This is a genomic window from Synechococcus sp. H60.1, from assembly GCF_047462335.1.
Classification (GTDB): Bacteria; Cyanobacteriota; Cyanobacteriia; order Thermostichales; family Thermostichaceae; genus Thermostichus.
Genome location: NZ_JANSJA010000017.1, coordinates 1 through 19,974, shown reverse-complemented (window position 1 = coordinate 19,974; position 19,974 = coordinate 1). Strand labels below are relative to the sequence as shown.

At 60.7% G+C, this 19,974-nt stretch carries 18 protein-coding genes; 11 read left to right on the top strand and 7 right to left on the bottom strand.

Features of this window, described 5'->3' with window-relative positions; all coding sequences use genetic code 11:
- The first annotated feature begins 164 nt into the window (after positions 1-164).
- The 5 genes from NW852_RS00750 to NW852_RS00730 all read left to right on the top strand — a co-directional run bounded on the left by NW852_RS00750 (position 165) and on the right by NW852_RS00730 (position 5,310).
- Positions 165-1,400: a response regulator gene (locus NW852_RS00750; protein WP_414372129.1), complete on the top strand. Its 1,236-nt coding sequence runs from the start codon at positions 165-167 to the stop codon at positions 1,398-1,400.
- A gap of 25 nt (positions 1,401-1,425) precedes the next feature.
- Complete coding sequence (locus NW852_RS00745) at positions 1,426-2,061, top strand: riboflavin synthase (protein ID WP_414372127.1); 636 nt, start codon at positions 1,426-1,428, stop codon at positions 2,059-2,061.
- Between the two features lie 25 nt (positions 2,062-2,086).
- Complete coding sequence (locus NW852_RS00740; protein WP_414364036.1) at positions 2,087-2,656, top strand: shikimate kinase; 570 nt, start codon at positions 2,087-2,089, stop codon at positions 2,654-2,656.
- 500 nt (positions 2,657-3,156) lie between these two features.
- Positions 3,157-4,560, top strand: coding sequence for a glycogen synthase GlgA (glgA, locus tag NW852_RS00735; RefSeq protein WP_414364053.1), 1,404 nt, complete (start codon positions 3,157-3,159; stop codon positions 4,558-4,560).
- A gap of 132 nt (positions 4,561-4,692) precedes the next feature.
- Positions 4,693-5,310: a hypothetical protein gene (locus tag NW852_RS00730; RefSeq protein ID WP_414377956.1), complete on the top strand. Its 618-nt coding sequence runs from the start codon at positions 4,693-4,695 to the stop codon at positions 5,308-5,310.
- On the opposite strand, the gene rsmD is transcribed toward NW852_RS00730, so the two are convergent.
- The 5 genes from rsmD to NW852_RS00705 form a co-directional block, all read right to left on the bottom strand.
- Positions 5,307-5,858, bottom strand: coding sequence for a 16S rRNA (guanine(966)-N(2))-methyltransferase RsmD (gene rsmD, locus NW852_RS00725; protein WP_414364038.1), 552 nt, complete (start codon positions 5,856-5,858; stop codon positions 5,307-5,309). The two genes, NW852_RS00730 and rsmD, sit on opposite strands and share 4 nt — an antisense overlap.
- A 9-nt stretch (positions 5,859-5,867) precedes the next feature.
- Entirely contained in the window at positions 5,868-6,755 is an 888-nt protein-coding gene (locus tag NW852_RS00720) for a Sll0314/Alr1548 family TPR repeat-containing protein (protein WP_414364040.1), read from the bottom strand.
- A 60-nt stretch (positions 6,756-6,815) separates the two neighbouring features.
- On the bottom strand, positions 6,816-7,580 hold the full coding sequence (locus NW852_RS00715) for a HEAT repeat domain-containing protein (RefSeq protein WP_414364041.1): 765 nt from the start codon (positions 7,578-7,580) through the stop codon (positions 6,816-6,818).
- Between the two features lie 660 nt (positions 7,581-8,240).
- The gene (locus NW852_RS00710) at positions 8,241-9,113 is read right to left on the bottom strand and encodes a polysaccharide deacetylase family protein (RefSeq protein ID WP_414372121.1); all 873 of its coding nucleotides are present in this window, start codon (positions 9,111-9,113) and stop codon (positions 8,241-8,243) included.
- Positions 9,114-9,466: 353 nt separating this feature from the next.
- Entirely contained in the window at positions 9,467-11,878 is a 2,412-nt protein-coding gene (locus NW852_RS00705; RefSeq protein ID WP_414364043.1) for a DEAD/DEAH box helicase, read from the bottom strand.
- A gap of 179 nt (positions 11,879-12,057) precedes the next feature.
- Between NW852_RS00705 and NW852_RS00700 the strand changes: the two genes are divergently transcribed.
- The 3 genes from NW852_RS00700 to NW852_RS00690 are packed head-to-tail and all read left to right on the top strand — an operon-like array spanning position 12,058 to position 14,037.
- Complete coding sequence (locus NW852_RS00700) at positions 12,058-12,693, top strand: anthranilate synthase component II (protein ID WP_414364055.1); 636 nt, start codon at positions 12,058-12,060, stop codon at positions 12,691-12,693.
- Entirely contained in the window at positions 12,690-13,466 is a 777-nt protein-coding gene (locus NW852_RS00695) for an MBL fold metallo-hydrolase (protein WP_414372119.1), read from the top strand. The genes NW852_RS00700 and NW852_RS00695 overlap by 4 nt, the downstream gene beginning before the upstream one ends.
- A gap of 4 nt (positions 13,467-13,470) precedes the next feature.
- The gene (locus tag NW852_RS00690) at positions 13,471-14,037 is read left to right on the top strand and encodes an ankyrin repeat domain-containing protein (protein ID WP_414364046.1); all 567 of its coding nucleotides are present in this window, start codon (positions 13,471-13,473) and stop codon (positions 14,035-14,037) included.
- 22 nt (positions 14,038-14,059) lie between these two features.
- On the opposite strand, the gene NW852_RS00685 is transcribed toward NW852_RS00690, so the two are convergent.
- Positions 14,060-15,055 (bottom strand): deoxyhypusine synthase family protein, encoded by a 996-nt coding sequence (locus NW852_RS00685; protein ID WP_414372116.1) that lies wholly within the window; start codon positions 15,053-15,055, stop codon positions 14,060-14,062.
- A gap of 109 nt (positions 15,056-15,164) precedes the next feature.
- Here NW852_RS00685 and bioB point away from each other — a divergent pair, with 109 nt between their 5' ends.
- The 3 genes from bioB (at position 15,165) to NW852_RS00670 (ending at position 18,727) form a co-directional block, all read left to right on the top strand.
- Positions 15,165-16,097 (top strand): biotin synthase BioB, encoded by a 933-nt coding sequence (gene bioB / locus NW852_RS00680; RefSeq protein ID WP_414372190.1) that lies wholly within the window; start codon positions 15,165-15,167, stop codon positions 16,095-16,097.
- A 160-nt stretch (positions 16,098-16,257) separates the two neighbouring features.
- Entirely contained in the window at positions 16,258-18,330 is a 2,073-nt protein-coding gene (locus tag NW852_RS00675) for an ATP-binding protein (protein WP_414372113.1), read from the top strand.
- A 109-nt stretch (positions 18,331-18,439) separates the two neighbouring features.
- A complete protein-coding gene (locus tag NW852_RS00670) occupies positions 18,440-18,727 on the top strand; it encodes a 2TM domain-containing protein (RefSeq protein ID WP_414364049.1) in 288 nt (95 codons plus the stop codon).
- Positions 18,728-18,736: 9 nt separating this feature from the next.
- Here the strand turns inward: NW852_RS00670 and NW852_RS00665 are convergent, their stop codons facing one another.
- A complete protein-coding gene (locus tag NW852_RS00665; protein ID WP_414372110.1) occupies positions 18,737-19,774 on the bottom strand; it encodes a hemolysin family protein in 1,038 nt (345 codons plus the stop codon).
- Between the last annotated feature and the right edge of the window lie 200 nt (positions 19,775-19,974).

The window sequence follows — 19,974 nt, the reverse complement described above, 5'->3', positions numbered from 1 at the left end:
AGGGTTCCCAGAGTTCTGCTTATTCTGCTTGTGTTTCTCTTTGGTGAAGAAACCATAATGAGATGAAGCAGCCCTGAATCACGGCTTCCTCTGCAAGCTTGGGTGTGTGGCCGAGGTGAATTCATACTCATTTGGCCTCGAGAGGTGGGCCCGGAGGACAGCACATGTCCCATTTTGTGTTTGCATCGGCGGAACTGGCGCCCCTGCTCAGGCAGCAAGCGCGACGGTTTACCACCGGCTATCTGCACCTCCACCTCAAAGGGGGAGATCCCGCCGAGGGCACGGAGCCTTGGGTGCTGACCTACTACTACGGCAGGCTGCTCTTTTCCGCCGATCAACCCCTCAACCCCCAGATCCTGCTAAAGCGCCTATCCCGCTTTATTCCCCGCCTCAACTTGGAATGGTCACAGCGGGCTATCCGAGTGCTACAGGAGCGGCTGATAAAAGACAACTCCCTGCCGGAACTGCTAGAGGCCATCGCCCAGTTGGGCCTGATCAAGCCAGGTGAGCTGGAAGACGCCCTCTGGCTTAACCTGCTCACCGATTTCGATCGCTATCTCTTTGAGCGGGCAGGCACCTGTTCCTTTGAAGTGGAGGGACGGGTTGCCCAAGAAGCCCCCATTGGCGGGTTTGAGTTGGAACCGCTGCTGCAAGAAGCGGCTCGCCGCCACGACCGCTGGGCGGAGTTGAAGGCGGTGATCCCCACGCTGCTGGCGGTGCCAGTGGTCAACTGGGATCGGGTCAACCGCTATCGCCTCACCGACGAACAGCGGCAAAAGCTGCACGCCCTCACCAAGGATGGCCAGTCACTGGAGGCCATTGCCAAGAAGCTGTGTCGGGATCGGCTGGAGGTGGCCAGCCTCTTCGCTGCCTGGGCCAAAAAAGGTCTGGTGAGCCTGCAAACGCCCCCAGAACTGTTGCAGGCCAAGCGCCACGCTTCCACAACCCTCTTGGCGGTGGACGACAGTGTCGTGATGCAAGAAATCCTGCGGCAGTCCCTCTCCAAATATCACGTGATTACAACGGGCAACCCTGCCGAGGTGCTCCCCCTCTTGTTTCAGCACCGGCCTCACCTGCTACTAATGGACATCGCCATGCCCGGGATCGACGGCCTAGAACTCTGCCGCGTTGTGCGCAGCCTGGAAGAGTTCAAGTCCCTTCCTATCCTGATGGTTACCTCGCGGGATAGTTTGCTGGATCGCATCCGCGGCAAGTGGTCGGGAGCAACCGGCTACCTGACCAAGCCTTTTAGCGAAAGCCAGCTCAATGCCGAGGTGGAGCGACTCTTGGCCCAGCAGCAAGATCACCCCTCCCCCCGCTCTCCCCGAGGAGCCAAAACCAATCCGCCCAGCCCAGGGCTGGGATACCTTTTCCCCTTTGGGGATCAGGCCAAGGCCTAGAAGGAGAGCCAAGGAGGCCAAAGCCATGTTTACAGGTCTGGTGCGCAGTTTGGGTACAGCTCAGTTGATCTCCTCTTCACAGGTACGGGTTACCTGCCCAGAGCTACAGCCGCAGTTGGCCTATGGCGATAGTGTGGCGGTGGATGGCCTCTGCCTGACGGTAGTGGAGATCCTGCCCGATGGCTTTTTGGCCGATGTCTCGCCGGAAACGCTGCGCCGCTCGGTTTGGGGCCAGGGATCCGGCCCGCGCACCGTTAACCTCGAGCCGTCCCTACGGGTGGGGGACAAGTTAGGGGGGCATTTCGTCAGCGGCCATATCGATGGGGTGGGGCAACTGTGGGATCAAGCTGCCACTGGCAACGCCTGGGAGCTGAGCTTCAAGGTGCCGGCGGAGATCAGTCGCTACATCGTGCCCAAAGGCAGCGTGGCAGTGAACGGGGTGAGCCTGACTATCGCCGAGGTGCGGCAGGGAGGCTGCTGGTTCAAAGTGGCGGTAATCCCGCAGACCTACCGCGAGACCAACCTCTCCTTGCTGCAGGTGGGGGATCCGGTGAACGTGGAGGCGGACATACTGGGCAAGTATGTGGAAAAATTATTGGGGCTGGCTCCGCCGGAGAGCAACCTCTCCCTGGAGTTTCTAGCCGAGCATGGCTATGTTTAGATCCTGCTAGCCTCTCTCCCACCTCATGATCCGCCCAGAAGAAGTCAAGCGCCTTCGCGGCGCCAATGTCTACTTAGTTGGGATGATGGCCAGCGGCAAGTCCACACTGGGAGCTGAGCTGGCAGCCCAACTGCGCTGCCCATTTTTTGACACTGACGTGCTGGTGGAGCAGGTGGCAGGTTGTTCCATCACCCAGATCTTTGCCGAGCAGGGGGAGACCCACTTCCGGGAGCTGGAAACCCAGGTGTTGGCCCAGTTGAGCAGCTACACCCGCCTGGTAGTTGCCACGGGGGGCGGCATCGTGTTGAGGCCCAAGAATTGGAGCTATTTGCACCACGGCCTCACCGTTTGGCTGGATGCGGCCCCTGAGCTCATTTGGCAACGGCTGAGCCGGGATCCCGGCCAACGGCCCCTGTTGCAAACCCGCGATCCCCAGGCCGCTTTGCAAAGGCTAATGCAGGAGCGAGAACCTTTCTACGCCCAGGCCGATGTGCGGGTGCCCATCCGGTCAGAAACCAGCCCGTCCCAGTTAGCCGAACAGGTTTGGCAGGCCATTTGCGCCCGCTTGCGAGCCCAGCCGCCTTGCAACCCATGAAGCCCATAAAGTGCAATGCAGCGGCGCCCACAGTATTTCTAAGCGCCTCTGTTCTTCTATCTTACGAAAATCAAATTCAACACGGCAGAGTAGCTTAGTAGCCCTCCGTCCTGCTAGCGCAAGTAGTGCGGGGTAGAAAAGCCTTCGAGCAGCTTTAGCTGCTCACCAATGATGCGGGTCGTTACTATAGCTTTGGCTCACCACTCAGCAACCATAGACTACGGCTGTCAGCAGGTTCTGATTCAGGACAGAAAGCTAGTAGCCCTACTGGAGTACCTCTGCCAGCAGTCCAACAAGGTCTACGATAGGGCTCTGCCCCAGCTTGGCCGGCATAGGGATCCCTTGTGTTTTAGGATGGGGAGGGTTTTGGCCGAGGGAACTGGGCCGGGAGCCGTCCGCCTCAGCAAAACAAAGGTCATCGCGATAGGGAGGGCATTGTGGTGCAAGCCAGGATTTTGTTTGCAGCGGCGGAAGCAGCACCCCTGGCAAAGGTGGGGGGCATGGCGGATGTGGTGGGATCCCTGCCCGTCGTTTTGCGCAAGCTGGGTCAGGATGTGCGCATCATCATGCCCCTGTACGGGTTTCTCTGGGACAAGTTCGGCCCGGAACCGGAGCAATATCCCCGCTCCAAGGATCCCATCTGGTCCAAACAGGTCATGGGCCAGGTGGCCGATATTTACGAAAGCGTTTTGCCCGGCACCGATGTGCCCCTTTACCTGGTCAGCCACTACTGTTTTGCCCCCCATCGCATCTACTACGGCGAGGACGAGTTCTGGCGCTTTACCTTCTTCGCCAATGCCGTGGCCGAGTTTGCCTGGACCTACTACCCCTGGAGGCCCAACATTATCCACTGCCACGACTGGCACACCGGCATGATCCCGGCCTGGATGCACCAGGCTCCTGACATCGGCACCGTCTTTACCATCCACAACCTGGCCTATCAAGGGCCCTGGCGTTGGCAACTGGAACGCATGACCTGGCTGCCCTGGTATTTTTCCGCCCACAACACCATGGCTGCCGGGATCCTCTATGCCGACCAGGTGAATACGGTTTCGCCCACCTACGCCATGGAGATCCGCACCAGCCTCCATGGAGAGGGCCTACAGGATCTGCTGGCCTGGAAGGGAGAGCGCCTGCGCGGGATCCTGAATGGGATCGACACCGAGAAGTTCGATCCCCGCACCGATCCCGCTCTTGAGGCTAATTTCAGTATCGACGACCTAAGCGGTCGGGCGGTGAACAAAGCCGCGTTACAGGCCCGCCTGGGCTTGACCGTCAACCCCGACGTGTTCCTGATGGGCATGGTGGCCCGTTTGGTGGAACAGAAAGGGATCGATCTGCTCATCCAAACCTTGGATCGCTTTTTGGCCTATAGCGATTCACAATTTGTCTTGCTGGGCAGCGGCGAAGCCTACTACGAGGGGCGGCTCCGGGAGATGGCCGAGCGGCACCCGGGCAGAATAGCCTATCAACAGGGTTACCAGCCGCAACTGGCCCAGTTGATCTACGGAGGAGCAGACGCCTTTTTGATGCCCAGCCGCTTTGAACCCTGTGGCATCAGCCAGATGATCGCCATGCGCTACGGGTGTGTGCCCATTGCCCGCCGCACAGGAGGGCTGGTGGATACGGTCAGCCATCACATTCCCAGCAAGGGGATCGGTACGGGCTACTGCTTTGACCGCTACGAAGCCCTGGACTTCTACACCTGCTTGGCGCGGGCTTGGGAGGCTTTCCAGCACAAAGACACCTGGCAGGCGCTGCAAAAGCGGGGCATGGCCACCGATTTCAGTTGGCATCGCTCGGCGCTGGAATACCTGCACATGTACGAGCTGATTATGAACTTGCCGCTGTTGCCGGAAAAGACCTCCTCTCAGACTCAACCCGCCCCATCCCTGCCCAGTTAGTTCCACTCCCGCCAAGGCTGCGCAGCCACCTCCTCGGTAACCCCTGGCTGAGGGGATCCCTGAGCTGCGGCGGAGGTACCCGGAGTGAGATAAAGTAGAACGGGTTAACGAGGTTTTGAGGATTGCCTGCCAATGTTCGGACGACGTCCTGCTGTTGTTGGCCAAGGTCGGCGCCAAGACGCCACTGTCCAAGGGCTCAACTTTCTACGCCGTTCTTGGGCGCGGCTGGTTGTGGCGGTGTTGCTTGGCCTTGTCCTGGGCGTCGGCTCGACTCTCTGGGCTACAGCTCAAGAGCTACCCGCCGGACAGCAGCTCATTCCCAACCCGCAGCAGTTTCGCGCTCTCGAACAACCCAGCAACGCCCTTAGTGTGTTGCGAGCTGAACAACTGGCCGCCGAGGCCGATGCTGCCATCCAGGCGCAAAACTACGACCAGGCTATCCAGCTTCTGCAACAGGTGTTCGACGCCTACAACCAGCGCTCCAACTACCACCAGGATCTCTCCCGCGCTTTTGCCGGGATCCAAAACCGCATCTCCGAAGAGCAGCGGGAGCTGGCCCGCGTTGCTGCCCAAGCTCGGGATCAGGCTGCCTACGATTTGGCCGTGGTCTATCGGGCTGCCGGACGTCCTGAGGAGGCCGTGGGCTGGCTGATCCAGGTCATCAAGAGCCAGACTCCAACCCGGGAGCTGGGCACCCAGGCCTACCAGCAGCTTCTGGAGATTGGCTTTGTCAGCACTCCCTTCCCCTAGCGCTGCTCTTCCAGCTTGCGATAGAAAGCCAGCGCCGTTTGCCCATAGGCCCGCTGGTCAAAGCGCAGCAGGGATCCCACCTGGTCGGGTAGCTTCTGGCCGCTGCGATGCTCGACGATCAAAGTTCCGCCTGGCTTGAGGAGGGGCGGGATCAGCGGCAGTAGGGGGTCATACAGACCCGCCGCGTAGGGGGGAGCAAAGTAGACGTAATCAAAGGGATCCAAACCCAGTCCTCGGCTGAGCAGCTTGCGGGCATCTCCCTGGATCACCTGAAAAGCTTGCCCCGGCTGGGCCACCTTGGTCCAGTTGGCCTGGATAAGGCGACAGGCAGAAGCGGCGATCTCGATCCCGGCCACAAAAGCCGCCCCCTGGCACAGGGCTTCTGCCCCCACCGTACCGGCCCCACAGCAGAGATCCAGCCAGCGACAGCCCTCCACCTGCCCTCGCAAGATGTTGAACAAGGCTTGCCTCACCCGGCCAGGGGTGGGTCGAGTACCCAGGCCGGCAGGGGTCTGCAGCGCTCGTTTGCCGCTGATGCGCAAGCCCATAGGCATCTATCAAGGGGTAGGTGTGGCAGGCAACTGGCCGGTCAACCCGCTGCGCTGGGCGGCGCGATCCCGTTCCATCTGGATTTGCGACACCAAAGCTTCAGGCAACTGGGCAGAAGCCTGCAGAGCTTGATCGAAAAGGGGGACAGCCTCCCGGTCTTGACCCTTGGCAACCAAAATTTGCGCCTTGAGGTAGTAAAGCTCAGGGTTGTTACAGGAAGCAGCAATAGCCCGATCCACCGCCTCCAGCGCCTCGTCAAAGCGTTGCATATCCCGATAGGCCAGGGCTTGGCCGCGGTAGGACAAATACTCAGGCGCTGCCAGGCGAAACTGATTCAAAGCCTTCTCCCGGTAGGTCAGCAGCAAATCCATATAGCCGTTGAGAAGATTCAACTCAGGGTCGCTGCTGTCCACGGCCTGGGCAGCCCGGATGGACGCAAACAATTGGTTGAGGGTGGGCAATGCCTTGGGCAGCCCGATCACCACCCCCTCCCGCACCACGATGTTGGCCGCCTCCAGCCCATAGCCCACGCCCTCATACAGGTTGCCGCGCAGAGGATCCGTCTTTTTCAGCTCGGCAGCCACCTGGCGGGTTTGGGTGGCCAACTGGGCAAAAGCATCCAGATCCCCCTCTTGGTAGGCCAGCGCCGCCAGCAAGGCATAGACCATTGGCTCGTCGGGGGAAGCTTTCTTGGCTATTTCCAGCTTCTCTCGGCTCTGGGTGTAGCGACCTGCGCAGAAAAACTCCTCAAATGCCGCGGCCACCTCAGGGCTGATGGGGCGGGCATTGGCCCCGCTGCGAAACGGATCCTGCGCCCAAACCGGCAAGGCGGATCCCCATACCCAGCACAGGATCCCCACGAGCTTGGCCCACCTGCCGAACTTGTCGCTTCTCATCCCCTGGCCTCAACACCCACTACGAACTTTTAGCGAATCGGCGCGCACTTGACCTGCTCTTCAGCGCAGCATTTGCGCAATCGCAGCAATGGCTGCGTCCTGAACCAACTCATTGGTCTCGTGAGCCAGGAGATCGTGCAAGGGATCCAGGGCGCGCGGATCCCCGATTTGGCCGAGGGCGCGGGCTGCCGCCTCCCGCACCGCCGGTTCGCCGTCAGAAAGCTTGGTCAGCAAAGCCGGCACCGCCTCAACTGCACGCATTTGACCCAACTGATAGATGGTTTGCAGTTGGGCCTCAAGAGGGGTTGTCGCAGTTGTAGGAACAGAGCTGTACACAGAGATGCCAGGAGAGTAGCCGTAGTAGCCTCGGCTTGCCATGGCGATGGCCGAAAGGGCCTGCAACGCCTCTAGGGCATGATACCGCTCTGCCTCATTCATATGCGGCAATTGGGCCACCAGGTCGTCAAAGGCTTGCTGCACAGGGTCAGCAGCCGCAGCCTGTTGGACAATGCGAGTGAGGTTTTGGTCGGCCTGCATCTGTTGCCAAGACTGGAGCATCGCCAGGCCGGCAACCACCAAAGCAGCATCGGCCAAAACAGCCAGCAGCGCCATCCCGCCCCAAATCTTGCTGCGACGGCTGAGCTTTCGCATCTGCTTATCCACGTAGACGAAAGCTTGGTGCTGCCGCTCCCAAAAGTCAGGGGCCACCTGCAGAGTTTGGGCGCTCAGATCAGGAGACAGAAGGTTTTCCTCGCGGGCCACCTCCAAGTTTTGCAGCCTCTGGTTTAGGCGAGAAAAGTGTTTCGTCCAGAGCCAAGTAAACATCAGGTTCCATCCTCTCTTCGAGCCTGCCAATGGAGCCAAATCCCTCTGACCCAGCAAATCTACGGACTCGCGCTTGCATCCGGGATCAGACTTAGCTTGCCGCTTTTCCCCTGCCGAGGGGAGAACTTAAGCGACAGGATAACAAAAGCCTCGGCCCCCCACCAGCCGGTCTTGACCAGCGGGTCAGGCGGTGCAGGCCCCGGTCTTTAGTCCTGGGGATAAGTCGCCTAATCCTGGCGCTGCATAGCCTGGAGTAGTGCAACAGCAACATCGACACTCCCACCGACTAAAGTCGGGGGATTCTTACGCAGTCCACAGACGGACTCGCAAAGGCGCTGTCAAGACGCTCCTAGACGGCTCCCTGGAACCCAGTCTCAAGGTTCCGCTGACTTGTTGACTTACAGCACTGTCCGGGCCTTTCACCGGGGTAGGTGCTTGCTTAGCAGCAGTTATGGCATTGAACAGCAGCTAAAGCCGCTCTAAGGCTTTTCCGCCCCGCACTAATCGCGCTAGCGGGACGGAGGGCTACCAAGCTACTCTGCTGTGTTATGAGCCGACATCAACATCCAGTGCAAGTATCTGGGCTTAGGCCCAGGGGCTGGAGTTATGGCCTCCCCCCACGGGCGTGCGGTGGCAACTACAGGGGGAGTCGGAGGGGGGTCAGGTCATCTCGGGGGCAGGGCAGGCTTGGGCATACCATTCGTAGAGACCCTCTGCCGTGGTGAGCCAAGTTTGGGGACGGGATCGGATGTGCTGGAGCGCTTTTTTCAGGGATCCCACCCGCAGCGGTTGCCCGACGATGAAAGGGTGCAGGCCAATGGCCATAATGCGAGGGAAGCGTTCTCCCTCTTGCCAGAGTTGATCGAACTGAGCGATGAGGGCTTGGGCAAAAGCTTCTGCTGCTAGGCGGGCACTGAGACAGAGAGTGATGTCGTTGGCTTCCAAGGTGTAGGGGATCGCCAGGAGAGGGCCAGCGGCAGTTTGTAGCCAGTAGGGCTGATCATCGTTCACCCAGTCGGCGGTGTAGCGGATCCCGGCAGCTCTGAGCAAGTCAAAAGTATTCTCGCTAACGGAAAACCCCGGCGTTAGCCAGCCCCAGGGACGAAATCCCACTGTCTTCTCCAAAAGGGACAAGCTGCGTTCAATCAGCTCCTCTTCTGCCTGGCGGGTCAGGCCGCTGTGGCCAGTGGAGTTGTTCCAGCCATGAGCCATCACCGACCAGGAGTGGTGGCGGATCCCCTCAAGGATGGGGGGATATAGCTCCACCATTTCGGCGTTCAAGGCAGCAGTTCCTGGGATCCCCAGCTCTGCGAACAACTCAAACAGGCGCCAAATCCCCACCCGATTGCCGTAATCCCGCCAGCCATAGTTGGCGATCTCGGGCGAGGTGGTGAGATGGGGCTGGATGGCAGTACCCAACTTGCCAAAGGTGAAGTGCTCGATGTTGACCACCACATAGACAGCCACCCGCGCCTGATTCGGCAGGCTCAGCGGGTTTCGCTTGGGCAAGGCTGAGTAGGCAGGCGGCAGCATAACCCACTCCGAAGGGCCTACAAGCACCGAATACTGAGCATAGCTGAGCACCGTCCAGCCTTGCTGCTTGTTCCTGCTTCCAGAGCCCGCAACCGGCTAGAGAAATCTCCACAAGGGTAACTTTCTCCAGGGCGAGCGCTGCGCGAGTGGGATAACTAAGCGATCTTTACTGGCAACGAAACACTTTTCGGCCCAGCGGCATTTCCCGCCGTTAGCGGCATCGCGTTTGCGCCGGCGGACTGTGGGCCCTAGGCAGTTGGCTGGACGGACAAAACCTGTCTGTCCACTCCCAGTTCCCCAAAGAGAAGATCCCCAGGGGCAACCGAATCCTGGCAGATTCCTTCAGTCTACGCTCAGATAAGCTCGCTGACCGGGAAGCGATCCAGCATTTTTTGGGCTTCGCGAGCGTTTTCCCGCAACTCCACCGGCAGATGGGGTAGGTAGGGAATCTGGGAGAGCAAATCCAGCGTGCGGCGGATGAGGCGCACGATATCTCCAGCATCCAGGTTGGTGCTGGCCTCTAGCTTTTCCCAGGGGATCCCTTGGGCCCAGTGTTCCACGATCCCGGCCAGACCGGGCTCGAACCCAATCGGCACATGAAACACTTGGTGTTGCCGCTGGCTGCGGAAGAGTTGCCGCCGCAGGCCTCGCAAGCCCTGCAGCACATCCTCGACTAGCCCGGAAGTCCGCAGCCGGCTGTAGGTTCCTGAACGGGGAGGCTCGGCCACCAGGGCAGCGATCACCCCAGCCAAGTGATGGGGAGCGCAGCCTAGACATTCGCCAGAGAGCAGGGCCAGCGCCAACCAGAGCTCGTTATCTCCCCGCAGAGCGGCCACCACCTCTCCACTGGCGGTAGGTTGGTACCCCTGCAGACAGTCGAACTCCTGCAACACACCCACCAGGGCCATAAACTGCTGCCAGCGCAACTCTTGTACCGAGTCGCTTTGCCGCTCCAGGTGCTGCAGACGCTTGAGCAGGCGCTGGCGCTTTTCCTGTAAACCCAGTAGCTTTTTCCCAACTTTGTGGGCAGGGTTTTCGCGGATGCGGGCTTCCAGGGCGCGGATCTTTTCCTCTTGGGCTTGGATGTGGGGAAAAGCCAACAGGCGCAGGGTGGGATCCGGCTCGGCTTCTCGCTGATTGAGCAGGTAGCGCAAGATGCGTCGTTCTTCCCGCCGTTGCGCCTGCATTTTTTCATAGCGGGCAATATCTTCAGCAGAAATATCTCCCAAGAGGCGATCGATCGCTTCCAGCTCGGCGCGCGTGCGCTGGAGCTCCTGTTGTTCGGGTAACTTTTGCAGTGAGAGCAAATACTGGCCAAAGCTACGGTTAATGAGATCCCGCGCCGCCTCCAAAGAGTGCTTTTGCAGCAAATTCAGCACCATGCCATAGGTGGGGGTAAACTGGCTCACCAAGGGATCTGCCCCCGCCGTAGCCAGCCGCGCCGCCTCCTGCGCCCCTTCAAAGGGGGATTGCAACGTCACCACATGCCCGATCACATCTTTGCCCCGTCGTCCGGCCCGGCCCGACATTTGCATAAACTCAGAGGCAGTCAAGAGACGGTGGCCGTTATCGGTGCGCTTGGAAAGAGAAGAGATGACCGTGGTGCGGGCGGGCATGTTGATCCCGGCGGCCAGCGTCTCGGTGGCAAAAACCAGCTTCACCAGCCCCTGCTGAAACAGATGCTCCACCAGGCCCTTCCAGGCGGGCAACATGCCGGCATGGTGGGCGGCAATACCCCGGTAGAGGGCATCCAGTTGATCCCGACGCACGGCTTCCGGCGTTTCCCGGCAAAAGCGGTCGATCTGCTCGGCCAACTGCTGCCGTTCTGCCTCGCTGGCGATCAAATCCAAGTTCCCCACACCGGCCACCGCCAGGTCGCAGCCTTTGCGGCTGAAGATGAAATAGATGGCCGGCAACATGTCCCGCTGGCGCAAGTTTTCTACCACCTGCACCATATCCGGTACCCCCCCGTAGGAGGACTGGCCGGACTTGGGGAGTTTGCTTTTCAGGCGGCGATTGCACACCCACTGGCCTGACTCGGTTTGCTCCAGCAGGGGGAACAGTCCTTTGCGATTGGCAAAGTGAAATTGCAGTGGCACCGGGCGATGGCTGGAGTCGATCAGTCGGGTGGGACCATGCACCTGGTTCATCCAGTCGGTGAGCTGGTCGCTGTTGGCCAGGGTGGCCGAGAGGGCAACAAGCTGGATGTGGGCAGGGCAGTAGATGATGGCTTCTTCCCAGACAGTGCCCCGCTGCTGGTCGTTCATGTAGTGGCATTCGTCCAGGATCACCGCCTGCACATCCCGCAAGGGATCCCGGCTCAGGGCCTCCGCCGCTTCCCACGCATCCATCTCGCTGCCGTAAGCCCCCTGCTGGACGGCGAGAGAGAGCGGCGTGCCGTAGAGCATGTTGCGGAAGATCTCAGTGGTCATCACCAAGATCGGCGCCTCCCGGTTAAGGGAGATGTCGCCAGTGAGGAGGCCAACCTGCTCTGGGCCGAATTGCTGGCCGAAATCGCGAAACTTTTGGTTGGAAAGAGCCTTCAGCGGGGTTGTATAAAAAACCCGCTTGCCCTGGGACAAAGCCCGATAGATGGCATATTCTCCGATCAGGGTCTTGCCAGATCCGGTGGGAGCACAGACCACCACCGATTCCCCTGCTGCCAGAACCTGAATGGCCCGGATCTGAAACTCGTCCAGCTCGAAGGGGAAAAGCTGCCGCAACTCGTCCAGCAAATCGGTTGCCGGGGAGAGGAGCGGGTTCATGGGATCCGAAAAATCATGGGAAAACAACCTAAAAGCGAGCCACCTCGCTGCCGCTTGTGTGCTATATCCTCCAGGATACAAGCTTGATCCGGGTGTTGGCTCTGGGTTGCGAGTCTTGCCGCTGGGGAAGAGCCAAGCCTCGGCAATGCTAAAATGAGGTGCCATCGCCGGGTGCCATCGTGCTGGTTGTAATCGACAACTACGACAGCTTTACCTATAACCTGGTGCAATACCTGGGGGAGCTGGGGGCCCAGGTACGGGTTTTTCGCAATGACGAGATCTCAGTGGCCGAGCTGCGCCAGATGCAGCCGGAGGCGGTGGTCATCTCGCCGGGGCCAGGGCGGCCTGAGGATGCCGGCATCTCGCTGGAGCTGATTCGGGAGCTGGGCTCCGAGCTGCCAATCTTGGGCGTCTGCCTGGGGCACCAGTGCATTGGCCAGGTCTACGGGGGGCGCATCGTGCCCGCCCCTGAGCTGATGCACGGTAAAACCTCGCTCATCTACCACCAGGGGGTGGGGGTGTTTGAGGGGCTGAGCCAGCCGTTTGCGGCCACCCGCTACCACAGTTTGGTCATCGAGGCTTCCACCTGTCCTGACGAGCTAGAGGTGACGGCCCAAACCTGCGATGGCACTATCATGGGGGTGCGCCACCGCCGCTATCTCCACGTGCAGGGCGTGCAGTTCCACCCGGAGAGCATCTTGACCGCTGAGGGCAAGCGCCTGTTGAGCAACTTCCTGCGCTTGGCGCAACTCCATGCCTTAGGAGCGCCTCAGCCAGCGGCTGCCGTGGTTGCGTCAGGGATCCCCACCCCATGAAGCGTCGCCAGCTTTTGCAAGCCAGCGCTAGCCTGCTGGGATCCCTTGCCGTGGGGGGTCAGCGAGTAGGTGCCCAAACGGCCCCTTCCCCAGGGGGATCCCTGGAGTTTACCCCCCAGAGCCTGCAACTGACCTGGCTGCACCACAGTTGCGTTTTGTTTGAGGGGGAGGGGAAGCGCTTTCTGGTCAACCCCTTTCGGCCGGGGGGCTGCACGGCTGGCTATCCTCCTCCCAGCGTTAAGGCCGATCTGGTGCTGCTCAGCAGCCGCCTCCTGGACGAAGGGGCCCTGGACGTGGTGCCCGGCAACCCTAAAGTGCTGTTTCAGCCGGGGGACTACGTCATCGATGGGATCCGCGTGCAGGGGGTGCGCATGCCGCGGGGCCCCCGCTTTGGCCTCAACGTGGGCTGGCGCTGGCGCATGGCCGGGATCGACGTTGTTCATTTGGGAGGGGCCCTGCAGCCCATTGGCCGGGAACAGTCCATCCTGCTGGCTCGCCCTGACCTCTTGCTGGTGCCGGTGGGGGGTGGGCCGAAAAACTACGATCCCGAGGCGGCCAAGGCAGCCATCGAAGCGCTGCAGCCCAAGTTGGTCATCCCGACTATGTATCGCACCGCCGCCGCCGAGGCGTCCCAATGCGAGCTGCAACCTTTAGCAGCGTTTTTGCGCCTCTTTCCCGCTGCTGCTGTGCAACCTGCCCTCAGTAATCCCTTGCTGCTTTCGGCCCAGGCCCTGCCCAGCCAAGGGATCGCCATCCTGTTCTTTGAGGAGTAGGGCCATGGAGCGTAGGTGGTGGGCTGTGGGTGCCGGGCTGGGATCCCTGCTGGTAGGGGGGCTGGGGTTCTACGGCTACTCCCTGCCAGAAGATCCGCAAGTCCTGGCCACCGCCAACCCGCTGCGGCTGCAACTGGCTCTCTGGCTGGGGAAAGACGCCAATGTCGTCGAGGAGCGGGGCAAGACGGCTCTGTTCTTCGTCGAAAGTGGCCTCAACACCCGCCTTTTGCTGGCCGCTGGGGCGGATCCCAACCGGTTAGATCGCGGCGGAGCCAGCCCCCTGCACCAAGCTGCCCGCCTGGGCAATCCTGAAGTGACCAAGGCTTTGCTCGAGGGAGGTGCTAACGTCAATGCCCGCTTCGGGGCCGGCGGCCTGCCCCTACATTTTGCCGCTTGGTCGGGCAACCCCGAGGTGGTGCGGCTGCTGCTGGAGCATGGCTCCGAGATTGACGAGCCGGACGGCTACGGCCTCACCCCCCTGCGCATTGCCCAGGACATGAGGCGCTGGGAAGCTGCGATTCTGCTCTCCCAATGGCCCCGTCCTACCTCAGGTCAGCCCCAGCCTCGCTGATCGTCTATCCTGAAGCGGGGTTCTACCACCCCAGCACCCAGGCAAAAATCAAAGGCGCCACGATGGTAGCATCCGACTCGATGACGAACTTAGGTGTGTCAACCCCCAGCTTGCCCCAGGTGATCTTCTCGTTGGGGACTGCCCCCGAGTAGGAGCCGTAGCTGGTGGTGGAGTCGCTGATCTGGCAGAAATAGCCCCACAGGGGGATCCCTTTGCGGCCCAGGTCTTGGTGCAGCATGGGCACCACGCAGATGGGAAAATCGCCAGCAATGCCGCCGCCAATCTGGAAGAAGCCGATGGAGCACTCTGCCGAGGTACGTGTGTACCAGTCCGCCAGCTGGATCATGTACTCAATGCCCGTGCGGACGGTGTGGACATGGCGGATCTCACCGGTAATGCAGTGGGCAGCGTACATGTTGCCGGTGGTGGAGTCCTCCCAGCCCGGCACGTAGATGGGCAAGTTGGCCTCCATGGCCGCGTAAACCCAGGAATCCCGCGGATTGATCTGGTAGTAGGGCTCCAGCCGGCCGCTGCGCAGGATGCGGTAGATGAACTCGTGCGGGAAGTAGCGCTCCCCGGCCTGGTCGGCAGCGATCCACTCTTCCAGCAGAGCTTTTTCCAGGCGCCGCATCGCCTCTTCTTCCGGGATGCAGGTATCCGTTACCCGGTTCAGGTGCCGCTCCAGCAGCTCCTGCTCCTGCTGCGGGCTGAGGTCGCGGTAGTTGGGCACCCGCTCGTAGAAGTCGTGGGCGATGAGGTTGAAGATGTCTTCCTCCAGGTTGGCGCCGGTGCAGGAGATGGCGTGCACCTTGTTCTGCCGAATCATCTCAGCCAGGGAAAGCCCCAGCTCTGCCGTGCTCATGGCACCGGCTAAGGTCACCATCATCTTGCCGCCTTTTTCCAGGTGAGCACAGTAGCCCTTGGCCGCATCCACCAGGGCGGCGGCGTTAAAGTGGCGAAAGTGATGCTCAACAAATTGGCTGATAGGGCCTTTGGCCACTGCTTCTGGGGTTATCATTGTTGAGTTCCTAAGCGAGACGGGTTCGCCTTCCCAAAGCACAGATTTTACATCCTAACCAAGCCTAAGAGTGCTGGCAAGCTTTTAGGGAGTTTTGGACATTGCCGGCATGGCCATTGCTCTGGAGTACGTTCGCGAAATCTACCATCGGCCGCTGCTGCAGTTGGTGTTCGAGGCGCAAGCGGTGCACCGACAGCACTACCCTCCCAACCGGGTTCAACTCTGCGCCCTTGTCAACATCAAGTCGGGCGGCTGCCCGGAAGACTGCGCCTATTGCCCCCAAAGCGCCCGCTACTCGACAGGGATCGAGACCTATCCCTTGATCTCCCTGGATTCGCTGCGCGAGCAGGCCATGGCTGCTCAAAAAGCCGGTGCCACCCGGCTATGTATGGGCGCTGCTTGGCGGTCAGCCCCGGAAGGGGAGGCGTTTGAGCGGGTGCTGGAGATGGTGCGCACGGTGCGCGAGCTGGGGATGGAAGCCTGTGTCACTTTGGGGATGGTGTCGGCTGCTCAGGCGCAGCAGTTGGCGGCGGCTGGGCTGACGGCCTACAACCACAATCTGGACACCTCGCCGGAGTTCTACCCCCGCATCATCACGACGCGCACCTACCAGGATCGCCTGGAGACTCTGGCCCATGTGGGGGCAGCCGGCCTGCAGATCTGCTGTGGCGGCATTGTCGGCCTTGGGGAGACCGACGAAGACCGCATCGCCCTACTGCATGTTTTGGCCAACCTGACGCCCCCGCCGACTTCGGTACCCATCAACGCGCTGGTGCCGGTGGCTGGCACGCCCCTGGGCCAGCTTCCCCCTCCCGATCCGCTGCTGTTGGTGCGCACCATCGCCACGGCTCGGCTGCTGCTGCCCAGAGCCCAGATCCGGCTCTCGGCAGGGCGGAAAAACCTGTCCGAGAGCGACCAGGCGCTGTGCTTCTTAGCAGGCGCCAATTCCATCTTCACCGGCGAAAAGTTGTTGACCACGCCTAACCCAGGCTCGGCCGCCGATGCGGCTTTGCTTGAGAAGCTAGGCCTGCAACCCCTCTAGAAGCATTTCCTTTTGCGCCTTTAGGATCCCTAGTTGGAGATCTAGGCGTGTCCCTTCTGTTGTAACAATCTTTTCAGAAAATCTAACCCTTTCTTAACCCTGTCGGCAGCCATGTCAAAATGGTGGCGACAGCGTTCTCCAGGGTTGTTACGTCGGGTTCATGTCTCCTGTCAGCACTGCCGAGCCCCTTGTCAACGTCCAATCGCCTGAGTCAGCTTCTTCTCCTCCAGAGCCCTCACCTGGGGAGACTGCGGAGCCGACAAGGGGAGGGGGCTTTTGGGGATCCCTGCGGCGCTGGTGGGCGCGCTGGAAACACAAGCTGCGCCTGGAGACCCAGTTGCTCTTTGTGGCCACGCTGGTGGTCTCGCTGGTGGTGAGCAGCTTCACCTTCTGGGCCATCAGCACTGTGCAGCAGGATGCCCGCTTCAACGAGGCCCGCTTTGGCCGGGATCTGGGATTGCTGTTGGCAGCCAATGTCGCTCCCCTGATTGCCGAAGATCGCATCGGCGAAGTGGCCCAACTGTCGCGGCAATATTTTGAGAGCACCAGCAGCATCCGCTATTTGCTCTACGCCGACCCGGAAGGGAACATCTACTACGGGATCCCGTTTTCCAACCAGGAGGTGAAAACCTCCCTCAGCCTTACCCGCCGCATCCAACTGCCGGACAACCGCCCGCCTGCCGAGGGCCAGCCGCTGGTGCGCACCCACCTCACCCCCGCCGGGCGGGTGACGGACATTTTTGTCGGCATCTATCATCAGGGCCGCTTTTTGGGCACCCTTGGCCTCGGCATCAACCCCAACCCCGCCCTCGTGCGCTCCACGCAACTGGCGCGGGAGGTCTCGATTGGGGTGTTTTTGGCAGTGTGGGTTCTGGCCATCCTGGGATCCGTGGTCAATGCCCTCACCATCACCTACCCCATCAAAGAACTGGTCAAGGGCGTCCAGGAGATCACCAAGGGCAACTTCAAGCAGCGCATCGACCTGCCCTTTGGGGGAGAGCTGGCCCAGCTCATCGACAGCTTTAACGAGATGGCGGAGCGGCTGCAGAGCTACGAAGAGCAGAACATCGAAGAACTGGCCGCCGCCAAAGCCAAGTTGGAGACGTTGGTTTTCTCTATCGTCGATGCCGCCATTTTGTTGGATGCCGAGTTTCGGGTGCTGCTGCTCAACCCGGCGGCCTCTCGCATGTTCGGCTGGGAAGGGGATCCCGTCTTGGGCAAGCCTTTGCCGGAGCTGTTGCCGGAGGATCTGCGGCAGCAGTTGGCCCGCCCCCTGATGCAAATTGCCCGCGGGGATCAAGAGGCAGAGGAAATTCGCGTCAACCTCAGCGGCCCCATCAAGCGCGTCGTTCGCATCCTGCTGTCGCCGGTATCCGACCCGCGGCGGCAAAACCTCAAGGGGATTGTAATGACGGTACAGGACATCACCCGCGAGGTGGAGCTCAACGAGGCCAAGGCCCAGTTCATCAGCAACATCAGCCACGAGCTGCGTACCCCCCTCTTTAGTATTAAGTCTTTTATCGAGACCCTCTACGAGTACGGCGAGCAGATGTCGCCAGAGGAGCGGCTGGACTATCTGGAAATTGCCAACCGCGAAACCGATCGCCTCACCCGCTTGGTCAACGATGTGTTGGATTTGTCGCGTCTGGAGTCGGGCAAGCAGTACCACTTCGAGGCCGTCGATATCGCGGCGGTGATCGAGCAGACCCTGCGCACCCACCACCTGCAAGCCCGCGACAAAGGGATCCAGTTGCGCAAGTTTGTCGATCCGGATCTGCCCCTGGTGTGGGGCAACTACGATCTGCTGCTGCAGGTGATGACCAATCTTTTGGGCAACGCTCTCAAGTTCACGCCGTCGGGAGGTCTGGTGACGGTGCATGCCCACCTGGTGGTGCAGGCGGATGGATCCCCGCAGGCGGTGCGGGTGGCGGTGGCCGATACGGGCATCGGCATCGCCCCGGAGGATCAAGAGCGGATCTTCGACCGCTTTTTCCGCGTCGAGAACCGCGTCCACACTTTGGAGGGCACCGGCCTGGGCCTGGCCATTGTGCGCAACATTCTGGAGAAGCACTACACCCGCATCTGCCTGGAAAGCAAGCTGGAACAGGGATCCACCTTCTGGTTCGACCTGCACCTATACACCGAAAACGGGCCGCTGGAGTTTGCCACCCAGCCCGGCGAAACGGATCCCCCCAGTTGCCGCTGGCGGGAGCGGCCCCACCCAACCTCCTAAACTTGGAAAGCAGACGCCGGGCAACCCACTGGGGTTAGGCCCCGAGCCGCAGGGATCCCTGTCCAGGGTTGTTCTACAGTAAAGAAGGTTTTAACTGCCCAGTTTTGCCATGCCACCTCGCTGGCCCCGCAAGCCCTCCCGTCGGGATCCTGAGTTTCGCAAGCTGGATGACCGTTACACCTACGCGGCCCATCTGGCGGTTTTTCTCTGCAGTGCCTCGGGACTGGTGTTTTTCCAGCAGTTGTACCGAGCCGATTGGCCGTGGCTGCTGCCTCTATTGGGCGGGTGGGGTCTGGGCGTAGGGATCCACAGCTTCTGGATCTTTTTTGTTGCCCGTTACCCCGCCGATCCGGGCCCCTCCCCCGAAGCCAACCAAGACTCTGCAGAAGCCGGCTAGCAGCCTCCCTCAAGGGGAGCCAGGGGAGGAGGGGCGCTGTCGTCGTTGTCGCTGCAGCAGCAGGGGGGAGAGATCGCTTTCGTCGTAGATATCTCCCACCAGCTCTTCCAAAATGTCCTCCAGCGTGATCAAGCCGGTGGTGCCGCCAAACTCATCCACCACGATCCCCAGGTGTTGGCGGGAGCGTAGCATTTCCTTGAGCAGCAGGCTGACACGCTTGGTATCGGGCACAAAAAAAGGCGGAGACATGGCCTTGGTGACCTCAGCGTTGCCCTTTTGCTCCAGGTAGCGCAGAGCCTGCTTGAGGTGAATGACGCCGACGATCTCGTCTTTGGATTCTCCTTGCACAGGGATGCGGGAGTAGCCTGTTTCCAGGCAGAGCTTCACCACATCCTGCAGGGTTTTATCGTGGGAGATGGTCTCCATTTTTACCCTAGGTTTGGCCACATCTCCCGCCTGGAGCAAATCCAAAGCCAAGGCGCCTCGGAACAGGCGCCGCTTTTGCCAATCCAGCAGCCCCCGCTGCCCCAGCACGTCGATCAGCAGCTCCAAATCCTTGAGGGAAGCGGTGGCCGTCAGCGGCGACAGCTCCAACAGGTTGAACAGCCGGCTGACAATCCATTCAAAGGCGTCGGTAAAAGGGCGCAGCAGCACCGAGAGGATATGGACAGGCCGCACCACCCAGCGGAACACTGCCAGCGGATGGCTCACCGCCAGGGACTTTGGGGCTACTTCTCCAAACAGGAGCACCAGGATCGTGGTGGGCACGGTGGCGGCCAAAGCTCCAAACTGGGATCCCAGTAGCTCAATAGAGATGGTGGTGGCCAGGGCGGCGATGCCAATGTTGACGAAGTTGTTCACCAGCAGCAAGGTGGTGATCAGCCGGGATCGCTGTTGTTGCGCCAGCCGATAGAGGCCTTGTGGATCCCCTTGTTCTTCGATCAGGGACTCCAAGCGCAAGTTGTCCATGGCCGTGATGGCGGTTTCCGCCCCGGAGCAGGCCCCTGAGAGGAGAAGCAAAAAAGCCAGGAGGAGTGTATTACCCATAGTGCTCGCGGCTACCCAGAGCCGGACACGGGTGGTTTCGGCCTAGGGGGAGCAGGGCAGGCCAGTATCTCTTCGTCAACGGGATTCCTACCTTAGCGGTTCTGGCCAAGCGCATCGCCCCACCCCACAAGGCCCAACACCTCAGAAATGAACTACCCCACCGCGTAGGCGGGTGGGGTTTCCTCACCCGCTTGACAGCA

Coding starts and splice junctions, on each gene's coding strand:
- NW852_RS00715 (WP_414364041.1), bottom strand. CDS start 7,580: ATGTTTACTTGGCTCTGGACGAAACACTTTTCTCGCCTAAACCAGAGG.
- NW852_RS00695 (WP_414372119.1), top strand. CDS start 12,690: ATGAAGCGTCGCCAGCTTTTGCAAGCCAGCGCTAGCCTGCTGGGATCC.
- NW852_RS00685 (WP_414372116.1), bottom strand. CDS start 15,055: ATGATAACCCCAGAAGCAGTGGCCAAAGGCCCTATCAGCCAATTTGTT.
- NW852_RS00710 (WP_414372121.1), bottom strand. CDS start 9,113: ATGCTGCCGCCTGCCTACTCAGCCTTGCCCAAGCGAAACCCGCTGAGC.
- NW852_RS00665 (WP_414372110.1), bottom strand. CDS start 19,774: ATGGGTAATACACTCCTCCTGGCTTTTTTGCTTCTCCTCTCAGGGGCC.
- NW852_RS00670 (WP_414364049.1), top strand. CDS start 18,440: ATGCCACCTCGCTGGCCCCGCAAGCCCTCCCGTCGGGATCCTGAGTTT.
- bioB (WP_414372190.1), top strand. CDS start 15,165: ATGGCCATTGCTCTGGAGTACGTTCGCGAAATCTACCATCGGCCGCTG.
- NW852_RS00745 (WP_414372127.1), top strand. CDS start 1,426: ATGTTTACAGGTCTGGTGCGCAGTTTGGGTACAGCTCAGTTGATCTCC.
- NW852_RS00740 (WP_414364036.1), top strand. CDS start 2,087: ATGATCCGCCCAGAAGAAGTCAAGCGCCTTCGCGGCGCCAATGTCTAC.
- NW852_RS00720 (WP_414364040.1), bottom strand. CDS start 6,755: ATGAGAAGCGACAAGTTCGGCAGGTGGGCCAAGCTCGTGGGGATCCTG.
- NW852_RS00675 (WP_414372113.1), top strand. CDS start 16,258: ATGTCTCCTGTCAGCACTGCCGAGCCCCTTGTCAACGTCCAATCGCCT.
- glgA (WP_414364053.1), top strand. CDS start 3,157: ATGGCGGATGTGGTGGGATCCCTGCCCGTCGTTTTGCGCAAGCTGGGT.
- NW852_RS00705 (WP_414364043.1), bottom strand. CDS start 11,878: ATGAACCCGCTCCTCTCCCCGGCAACCGATTTGCTGGACGAGTTGCGG.
- NW852_RS00750 (WP_414372129.1), top strand. CDS start 165: ATGTCCCATTTTGTGTTTGCATCGGCGGAACTGGCGCCCCTGCTCAGG.
- rsmD (WP_414364038.1), bottom strand. CDS start 5,858: ATGGGCTTGCGCATCAGCGGCAAACGAGCGCTGCAGACCCCTGCCGGC.
- NW852_RS00730 (WP_414377956.1), top strand. CDS start 4,693: ATGTTCGGACGACGTCCTGCTGTTGTTGGCCAAGGTCGGCGCCAAGAC.
- NW852_RS00690 (WP_414364046.1), top strand. CDS start 13,471: ATGGAGCGTAGGTGGTGGGCTGTGGGTGCCGGGCTGGGATCCCTGCTG.